This is a genomic window from Cellulosimicrobium sp. NPDC057127 (assembly GCF_042670945.1).
Classification (GTDB): domain Bacteria; phylum Actinomycetota; class Actinomycetes; order Actinomycetales; family Cellulomonadaceae; genus Cellulosimicrobium.
Map to the genome: position 1 here is coordinate 372,993 of NZ_JBHUUP010000001.1, position 9,171 is coordinate 382,163.

At 73.7% G+C, this 9,171-nt stretch carries 7 protein-coding genes; 4 read left to right on the top strand and 3 right to left on the bottom strand.

The window, feature by feature from the left end; translation table 11 throughout:
- Nucleotides 1-87: 87 nt before the first annotated feature.
- Nucleotides 88-1,026, bottom strand: coding sequence for a carbohydrate ABC transporter permease (locus tag ACFTZA_RS01655; protein WP_378190046.1), 939 nt, complete (start codon nt 1,024-1,026; stop codon nt 88-90).
- Between the two features lie 3 nt (nt 1,027-1,029).
- Entirely contained in the window at nt 1,030-1,971 is a 942-nt protein-coding gene (locus tag ACFTZA_RS01660) for a carbohydrate ABC transporter permease (protein ID WP_378190048.1), read from the bottom strand.
- Nucleotides 1,972-2,276: 305 nt separating this feature from the next.
- Between ACFTZA_RS01660 and ACFTZA_RS01665 the strand changes: the two genes are divergently transcribed.
- A complete protein-coding gene (locus tag ACFTZA_RS01665; RefSeq protein ID WP_378190095.1) occupies nt 2,277-3,266 on the top strand; it encodes a LacI family DNA-binding transcriptional regulator in 990 nt (329 codons plus the stop codon).
- Nucleotides 3,267-3,301: 35 nt separating this feature from the next.
- Complete coding sequence (locus tag ACFTZA_RS01670; RefSeq protein ID WP_378190050.1) at nt 3,302-4,840, top strand: alpha-N-arabinofuranosidase; 1,539 nt, start codon at nt 3,302-3,304, stop codon at nt 4,838-4,840.
- A gap of 18 nt (nt 4,841-4,858) precedes the next feature.
- Here the strand turns inward: ACFTZA_RS01670 and ACFTZA_RS01675 are convergent, their stop codons facing one another.
- Nucleotides 4,859-6,097 carry an ROK family protein gene (locus ACFTZA_RS01675; RefSeq protein ID WP_378190052.1) on the bottom strand — a complete coding sequence of 413 codons (1,239 nt, stop codon included), beginning with the start codon at nt 6,095-6,097 and terminating at the stop codon, nt 4,859-4,861.
- Between the two features lie 102 nt (nt 6,098-6,199).
- On the opposite strand from ACFTZA_RS01675, the gene xylA reads away from it, so the two are divergent.
- A complete protein-coding gene (xylA, locus tag ACFTZA_RS01680; protein WP_378190054.1) occupies nt 6,200-7,381 on the top strand; it encodes a xylose isomerase in 1,182 nt (393 codons plus the stop codon).
- Nucleotide 7,382: 1 nt separating this feature from the next.
- Nucleotides 7,383-8,999: a xylulokinase gene (locus tag ACFTZA_RS01685; protein ID WP_378190057.1), complete on the top strand. Its 1,617-nt coding sequence runs from the start codon at nt 7,383-7,385 to the stop codon at nt 8,997-8,999.
- Nucleotides 9,000-9,171: the final 172 nt, after the last annotated feature.

The following is a 9,171-nucleotide window of genomic DNA, read 5'->3' on the forward strand; positions in this document are numbered from 1 at the left end:
CACTTCGTCGTCAGACGGATGGGTGGTGCTGGTGGTGGCCGCGGCCGGTGGGTGCGCCGGCTGCGGCCGGGTGGGGTGGTCGGGAGGTCACTCCTTGACGGACCCGGCAGCGAGGCCGGACTGCCAGTAGCGCTGGAGGAACAGGAAGGCGACGACCAGCGGCAGGATCGTCAGGACGGCGCCGGTGATGACCAGGTTGAAGATGGCCTGCCCGCCGGCGGTCGCGGCCTGCGCGTTCCAGGCGTTGAGGCCCAGGGTCAGGGGGTACCACGTCGGGTCCTTGAGCATGATCAGCGGCAGGAAGTAGTTGTTCCAGGTCGCGACCATCGTGAAGAGCAGGACCGTGACGATGCCCGGGGCCAGCATGGGCAGCGACACCTGGAAGAACGTCCGGAACTCGCTCGAGCCGTCGACGCGGGCCGCCTCGAGGAGCTCGGTGGGCACAGACTCCGCGGCGTAGACCCACATGAGGTAGAGGCCGAACGGCGAGATGAGCGACGGGATGATCACCGACCACGGCGTGTTCGTCAGGCCCATCTGGCTGAACATCAGGAACGTCGGCACGGCCAGCGCGGTGCCGGGGACCGCGACCGCGCCGATGACGGTCGCGAAGACGCCGCGCTTGCCCGGGAAGTCGAACTTCGCGAGCGCGTACCCGCCGAGCACCGCGAGGAACGTCGCGCCGCCAGCGCCGGCGACCACGTACAGCAGCGTGTTGCCGAGCCACCGCACGAAGATGCCGTCGTCGTAGGTGAGCGTCTGCGCGACGTTGTCGAACAGCGCGAACTCGCCGCCGAACCACAGCCCGAAGCTGTTGAACAGGTCGGGCTGCGTCTTGGTCGCGTTGACGACGAGCCACACGAGGGGGACGAGCGAGTACACGAGCCTGAGGCCGGTCAGCACCGTGAGCAGCGCGCTGCGCCGCGGCTTGTCGGCGGAGTACGAGGGGCGCTGACGCGTCGTGCGCAGGCGGGAGGGCGCGCCGCGGCGGGAGGCGCCGGTGGCTGCGGGAGAGGTGGTCGTCATGGGTCAGGCCTCCTTGCGCATGCCGCGCAGCTGGACCACGTAGGCGACGACCATCGTGACGAGGCCCATGATGATCGCGACCGTGGCGGAGTAGTTGTACTGCTGGCCGGAGAACGACAGCGAGTAGGCGTACAGGTTCGGCGTGAAGTACGTCGTGATGGCGTTCGGCGCGAGGCTCTGGAGGATGCTCGGCTCGTTGAAGAGCTGGAAGGAGCCGATGATTGAGAAGATGGTCGCGATGACGAGCGCGCCGCGGATCGCGGGCAGCTTGATCGCCGTGACGATGCGCCACTGGCTCGCGCCGTCGAGCTCGGCGGCCTCGTACAGCGACGTGGGGATCACGCGCAGCGCGGAGTAGAAGATGAGCATGTTGTAGCCCACGAACTCCCACGTGACGATGTTGCCGATCGAGGCCAGCACGAGGTCCGGGGAGAGCGGGTTGGGCAGCGAGACGCCGAACGCGTCGTTGATGTTGCCGACCAGTCCGAAGCGCGTCCCGTACATGAAGCCCCACATGAGGGAGGCCACGACGGCCGGCACGGCGTACGGCAGGAAGATCGAGATCCGGAAGAAGTTCTTCCCGTACAGGCGACCGCTGTCGATCGCGAGCGCGACCAGGAGCGCGATGCCGAGCATGATCGGCACCTGGACCACGAGGAAGATCGCGACTCGGCCGAGCGCCTCCCAGAACTGCGGGTCTGAGAACGCCCGCTGGTAGTTCTCGACCCCGACGAACTGCGTTCCGCCGACCATCTGCGTGCGGAACAGGCTGAGGTAGATCGAGTACGCGATCGGCGCCAGGAACACGAGCGCGAAGACCGCCATGAACGGTCCCACGAAGCCCCAGCCGATCCAGGAGCGCCGTCGCGCCCGGCGTTCGCCGGGTGCGGGGCCGTCGACCGGCGGCAGGTTCGGCGCTGCCACGGGTGGGGACGTCGTCGTCATGCTGCTTCCTCGTCCTCGGGGGTGGGCGACGTCGGTCGTCGCTCCGGTGTTTGCGCAAACATCAGCATGCACGACGTTCGATGTTTGCGCAAACATCGCCTATGGTGGCCCGTGACGGGGCCGCAGGGAGCCCCGCCCCACGGACCACGAGGACGAGGACCATGACCGACGGGCTCGACGAGGACGCTCCCGCGACGGTGGTGACCGCCGACCCCGCACGCCGCCCACGGGCCGTCGCGACGGCGGCACCGCCCGTGACGAGCGTGCAGCTGCGGGGCTCCGCGCCCGCGACCCGTCGCGTCTCCATGGCCGACGTCGCGCGGGTCGCCGGCGTCTCCGCGCAGACGGTCTCGCGCGTCGCCAACGGCCACCCGGGCGTCGTCGAGGCGACGCGGACCCGGGTGCTCGGAGCGATGGCCGAGCTCGGCTACCGGCCGAACAGCGCGGCGCGAGCGCTCAAGAGCGGGACGTTCCGCACGATCGGCGTCATCCTGTTCTCCCTCGCCACCACGGGCAACGTGCGCACCCTCGAGGCGATCGCGACCTCCGCCGCCGCCGAGGGGTACGCGATCACGGTCATCCCCGTCGCGGCCCCGACGCAGGACGGCGTGCACGGGGCGTTCACCCGCCTCGGCGAGCTGGCGGTCGACGCGATCATCCTGCTCATGGAGGTCCACCTCCTCGACGTCGCGCAGATCAGCCTCCCACCGGCCGTCCAGGTGGTCGTCGCGGACTCCGACGCCGGCGAGCGGTACGCCGTCGTCGACACCGACCAGGCCGACGGCACCCGGCAGGCCGTGCGGCACCTGCTCGAGCTGGGGCACCAGACCGTGCACCACCTCGCGGGGCCCGCCGCGTCGTTCGCCGCCGAGCGGCGCGCGGACGCGTGGCGCTCGACGCTCGAGGAGGCCGGGCGCGCGGTGCCGCCGATCGAGCGCGGCGACTGGTCGCCGTCGTCGGGGTATGCGGCGGGCCGGCGGCTCGCCGAGCGCGACGACGTCACGGCCGTGTTCGTCGCGAACGACCAGATGGCGCTGGGCCTCGTGCGGGCGCTGCACGACGCGGGTCGGCGCGTGCCGCAGGACGTGAGCGTCGTCGGGTTCGACGACCTGCCGGAGTCGAGCGAGTTCCTGCCGCCGCTGACCACGGTCCACCAGGACTTCGCCGAGGTCGGGCGCCGGTGCGTCGAGCAGGTGCTGCGCCAGGTGCGCGAGGGCGTCCACGAGACCGGCACGCGGCTCGTGCCGACCTGGCTCGTCCCGCGGTCGAGCACCGCGCCCCCGCCCCGCCGTTGACGACACCGCCGCCACCACGACCAGGAACGAGGACCATGACGCACGCACGCATCGAGATCGACCCGAGCGACACCGTCGGGGAGGTGTCGCCGCGGCTCTTCGGCACGTTCGTCGAGCACATGGGCCGGTGCGTCTACGGGGGCATCCACGACCCGGAGCACCCGTCGGCCGACGCCGACGGCTTCCGGGGGGACGTCCTCGAGCTCGTGCGCGAGCTCGGCGCGACGGTGGTGCGCTACCCGGGCGGCAACTTCGTCTCCGGCTTCCTCTGGGAGGACTCGGTCGGCCCGCGCGACCAGCGTCCCGTGCGCCTGGACGCCGCGTGGCACAGCATCGAGTCGAACCAGGTCGGCCTGCACGAGTTCGCGGGCTGGGCCGAGCAGGCCGGCCTCGAGCTCATGATGGCGGTCAACCTGGGCACGCGCGGGGCGCAGGACGCCGCGCGCCTGCTCGAGTACTGCAACTTCCCGTCGGGCACGGCGCTGTCCGACGAGCGGCGCGCGAACGGTGCCGAGGACCCGTTCGGGATCCGGCTGTGGTGCCTCGGCAACGAGATGGACGGCGACTGGCAGATCGGGCACAAGACCTCGTACGAGTACGGACGCCTCGCGGCCGAGACGGCCCGGCTCATGCGGTTCGTCGACCCCGGGATCGAGCTCGTCGCGGCGGGCAGCTCGTCAGCCGCGCAGCCGACCTTCGGCGAGTGGGAGCGCGAGGTCGTGCGGCTCACGGCCGGTCTCGTGGACCACGTCTCGCTCCACGCGTACTACGAGGAGCTCGACGACCTCCCGTCGTTCCTCGCCTCCGGCGTGGGCCTCGACCGGTACATCGAGACGGTCGCCGCGATCCTCGACGAGGAGGAGGCCGCGCTCGGGGAGCGCATGCAGGGGCGCCGCCTCGGCATCAGCGTCGACGAGTGGAACGTCTGGTACAACACGCGGTTCAACGAGCAGGACAAGGAGCCGCTGCTCACGGGCGCGTGGCACCACGCGCCGCCGATCATCGAGGACGAGTACGCCGTGGCCGACGCGGTGGTGGTCGGCAGCCTGCTCAACTCGCTCGTGCGCCACGCCGACCGCGTGACGATGGCGAACCAGGCCCAGCTCGTGAACGTCATCGCGCCCATCCGCACCGAGCCCGACGCCGCGGCGTGGCGCCAGACGATCTTCTGGCCGTTCGCGATCACGGCGTCCCGCGCCCGGGGGACGGCGCTGCGCGTCGCCGCGGACGGCCCGACGATCGCGACCGCGGCCTACGGCGACGTGCCCGCCGTCGACGTCGCGGCCACGACGGCGGCCGACGGGCGCGTCGAGGTCTTCTGCGTCAACCGCGACGCGGAGCACCCGGTCGAGGTGTCCCTCGCCGGGGCCGGGAGCGTGGTCGCCGGCGTGCGCGACGCCGTCGTGCTCACCGTCCCCGACGGGCACGACCGGTTCGTCGCGAACACGCGCGACGACCAGCCGGTGCGCCCGGAGCCTCTCGACGTCCGTGTCGTGGACGGCGAGGCCCGCGCGACGCTGCCGCCGCTGTCCTGGGCCGCCGTGGGCGTCGACCTCGGCACCCGCACCGCCTGACGCGCACCGAGGTGCCGCTCAGTCGACCTCGACCCACGCGGCGGGGTGCTCGACGACGCGGCGCAGCACCTCGCGGGCACCGCCCGTGAGCGCGGCGTGGTCGCCGACGGGTGCCGGCGCGACGCGCACGTCGGTCCACGGGGCGGCGAGCACGCGCTCGCGCAGCTCCGTCTCGACGGGGCCGCGCAGGTGCCCGAGCAGGGGCGGGTAGATCCCGCCGAGCAGCACCGTGTCGACGTCGACGAGGTTCACGTAGTCGGCGAGCGCGCTGCCGAGCGCGCGGCCCGCGCGCTCCACGGACGCGAGCGCGTCCGGCGAACCGGCGTCGAGCGCGGCGACGAGGTCCGCCGTCTCCGCGGTCGTGGCGAGCCCGGCGCCGCGCAGCAGGGCGTCCTTCCCGGCGTACTGCTCGAGGCACCCCGTGGCCCCGCACCGGCAGCGGGGGCCGCCCGGGTCGACGACGACGTGCCCGATCTCGCCCGCCCAGCCGTGCCCGCCGTGGAACAGGCGTCGCTCCACGACGATCGCCGAGCCGATGCCGACGTCGCCCGAGACGTAGAGGTACGAGGGCGGGACGGCCGCCGCGACGTCGGGGGCGACCGTGCCGGCCGCCTGGGCGAGGGCCGCGAGCTTCGCCTCGTTGGCGACCCCGATGACGAGCCCGCCGGCCACGACGTCGTCCAGCCCGAGCAGGGGGACCGGGTCGAGGCTCGACCAGCCGAGGTTCGGCGCCACGACGAGCCGTCCCGTGCGCACGTCGACGAGGCCGGGCAGGGCGAGGGTCGCGCCGGCGGCCACCATGCCCTCGGCCGTGACCGCGGCGAGCAGGTCGCGCGCGATGCGTCCCAGGCGGGCGAGGACGGTGACGGCGTCGCTGTCGTGCAGGTCGTCGGGCTCGACGTGCTCGGCGACGACGGTGCCGGTCAGGTCGACGACGCGTGCGCCGAGATGGTCGACGTTGACCTCGAGCCCCAGCCCGACGACGGTGCGGGGCGCGGGGGCGAGGGGGACGGCTGGACGCCCGGCGCGCTGCGGGACGAGGGGCGGCAGCTCGCCGACGATCCGCGCCGCGACGAGCCGGTCGACGAGCGTCGAGACCGTCGCACGGGTCAGGCCGCTCGCCGCGGCGATGTCCGCGCGCGAGCACGGCACCGGGGACTCGAACACGGCCCGGGCGACGAGCGCGAGGTTGTGCTCGCGCAGGGACGCCTGCCGGGCTGCGGGAGGACCGGGACGGGTCGCGGCTGCGCGGTTCACGGGTTGACCCTACCGATCCTGGCGCATAAGTTCAGCCGTACGACAAAATGCGGCGGCGCGAGACGCGCGCCCGCCGAGATTCTCGAGGACGAGGAGACCACCGTGGCCGACGAGGCGACCCAGGACATCAACTTCTCCTTCGGTCTGTGGACCGTGGGATGGACCGCGCAGGACCAGTTCGGCAGCGCGAGCCGGCCGGCGCTGGACCCCGCCGACTCCGTGCGCCACCTCGCGGAGCTGGGCGCGTGGGGCTTCACGTTCCACGACGACGACGTGGTGCCGTTCGGCGCCGACGACGCCGAGCGCACGAAGCGCCTCGACGCCGTGCGCAAGGCCGCGGACGAGTCGGGCCTCGTCATCGAGATGGTGACGACCAACCTGTTCAGCCACCCGGTGTTCAAGGACGGCGGCCTCACGTCGAACGACCGCGGCGTGCGCCGCTACGCGCTGCGCAAGGTGCTGCGCAACGTGGACCTCACCGCCGAGCTCGGCGCGAAGACCTTCGTCATGTGGGGCGGCCGCGAGGGCACCGAGTACGACGGCGCCAAGGACCTGCACTCCGCGCACGAGCGCTACGCCGAGGGCCTCGACCTCACCGCGGCGTACATCAAGGAGAAGGGCTACGACCTCAGGATCGCGCTCGAGCCCAAGCCGAACGAGCCCCGCGGCGACATCTTCCTGCCGACGATCGGCCACGCGCTCGGCCTCATCGCGAAGCTCGACAACGGCGACATCGTCGGCCTCAACCCGGAGACGGGCCACGAGCAGATGGCCGGCCTCAACTACACGCACGGCCTCGCGCAGGCGCTGTGGGCGGGCAAGCTCTTCCACATCGACCTCAACGGCCAGCGCTCGATCAAGTTCGACCAGGACCTCGTGTTCGGTCACGGCGACCTGCTCTCGGCGTTCTTCACGGTCGACCTGCTGGAGAACGGCTTCCCGAACGGCGGCCCCACGTACACCGGCCCGCGCCACTTCGACTACAAGCCGTCGCGCACCGAGAACGAGGTCGGCGTGTGGGACTCCGCGCGCGCCAACATGGAGACGTACCGCCTGCTCGCGCGCAAGGCCGCGGCGTACCGCGCCGACAGCCGCGTGCAGGAGGCGTTCGCGCACTCGGGCGTCTTCGAGCTCGGCCAGCCGACCCTCGCCGCGGGCGAGTCGGTGGCCGACCTGCTCGCGGACCGCAGCGCGTACGAGGACTTCGACGTCGACGCCGCGGCGAACCGCGACTTCGGCTTCGTGCGCCTCAACCAGCTCGCGCTCGAGCACCTCATCGGCTGACGTGGCGACCCCTTCCGGGACGTCCGGCGCCGGCGGCCAGCGCGTGCTGGTCGCCGGCGTCGACACGTCCACGCAGTCCTGCAAGGTCGTCGTGCGCGACGCCGAGACCGGGGCGCTGCGGCGCTTCGGGTCGGCGAAGCACCCCGACGGCACGGAGGTCCACCCCGACGCGTGGTGGGAGGCCCTCGGCGCCGCGGTCGCGGCGGCGGGTGGCCTCGACGACGTCGCGGCGCTCGCCGTGGGCGGCCAGCAGCACGGGATGGTCGCGCTCGACGCCGACGGGAACGTGGTGCGGCCGGCGCTGCTGTGGAACGACACGCGGTCGGCCGGCGCGGCGCGCGACCTGGTCCGCGAGCTCGGCGACGGCGACGACGAGCGCGGGGCCCAGGCGTGGGCCGACGCGATCGGCTCGGTGCCCGTCGCCTCGCTCACCGTCACGAAGCTGCGGTGGCTGCGCGACGCGGAGCCGGAGAACGCCGCGCGCGTCGCGGCGGTCGCGCTGCCGCACGACTGGCTGACGTGGCGCATCGCCGGGTACGGCCCGGCGGGCGACCCGACGGCACCGCTCGGGCCGGACCTCGACGCGCTCGTCACCGACGCGTCCGACGCGTCCGGGACGGGGTACTGGGACGCGAGGCGGGCGGCGTCCGCGGCTTCCGACGACGGCCAGGGCGAGGGCACTGACGACGGGCGGGGCGGCTACCGCCTCGACCTGCTCGAGCTCGCGCTCGGCCGCACGGACGTCGTGCTGCCGCGCGTCGTCGCGCCGTCGGCCGTCGCGGGCGTCGCGCACCCGACCGTGGCGGGGGCCGCCGTCGAGGGCGGCGCTCTGCTCGGCCCGGGTGCGGGGGACAACGCCGGTGCGGCGCTCGGCCTCGGCATGGTCGCGGGCGACGTCTCGGTGTCGATCGGGACGTCGGGCGTCGTGTCCGCCGTCGCGGACGACCGTACGGCCGACGGGTCGGGCCTCGTCAACGGGTTCTCCGACGCGACGGGCCGGTACCTGCTCCTCGCCGTGACGCTCAACGCGAGCCGCGTGCTCGACGCGGCGCGGTCGGTGCTCGGTGTCGACCACAAGGAGCTCTCGCGGCTCGCGCTCGCCGCACCCGCCGGTGCGGACGGGCTCGTGCTCGTGCCCTACCTCGAGGGCGAGCGGATGCCGAACCGCCCCGACGCGTCGGGGACGCTGCACGGGATCCGGCTCGGCACGACGACGCCCGAGCACCTCGCGCGCGCGTTCGTCGAGGGGATGCTGTGCGGCCTCGCCGACGGCCTCGACGCCCTGCGCGCGCTGGGCGTGCAGGTCGAGCGCGTGCAGCTCATCGGCGGGGGAGCGCAGTCCGAGGCGGTGCGTCGCATCGCGCCGCAGGTGCTCGGGCTCCCGGTCACCGTTCCCGAGCCCGGCGAGTACGTGGCCGACGGCGCCGCGCGCCAGGCCGCGTGGGTCCTCGCCGCGCACCGGGCCGGGTCGGGAACCTCCGCGGACGGGACGAGCGGTGGCGCGAGCCGTGGTGAGGTCCCGCCGCCGAGCTGGGCCGCGTCGTCGGGCACGGTGTCCGAGGCGGAGCCGGTACCGGCGATCCGGGAGCAGTACGCAGCGGTCCGCGACCTCGTCTGACCGCCGACCACGGGGTTGGTGCCGGGCGCCGCCGGGGGGGCGGCCCCAACCCCGGCGGGCGCCCCGGAGGGCCGCGGGGCGCGGGCCGGCCGGCGGGGGGGGGGGGGGCGGGCCGGGGGGGGGGGCGGGCCCCCGCGACGGGGGCGCGCGCGGGATCGTAGGAGGTGCACAC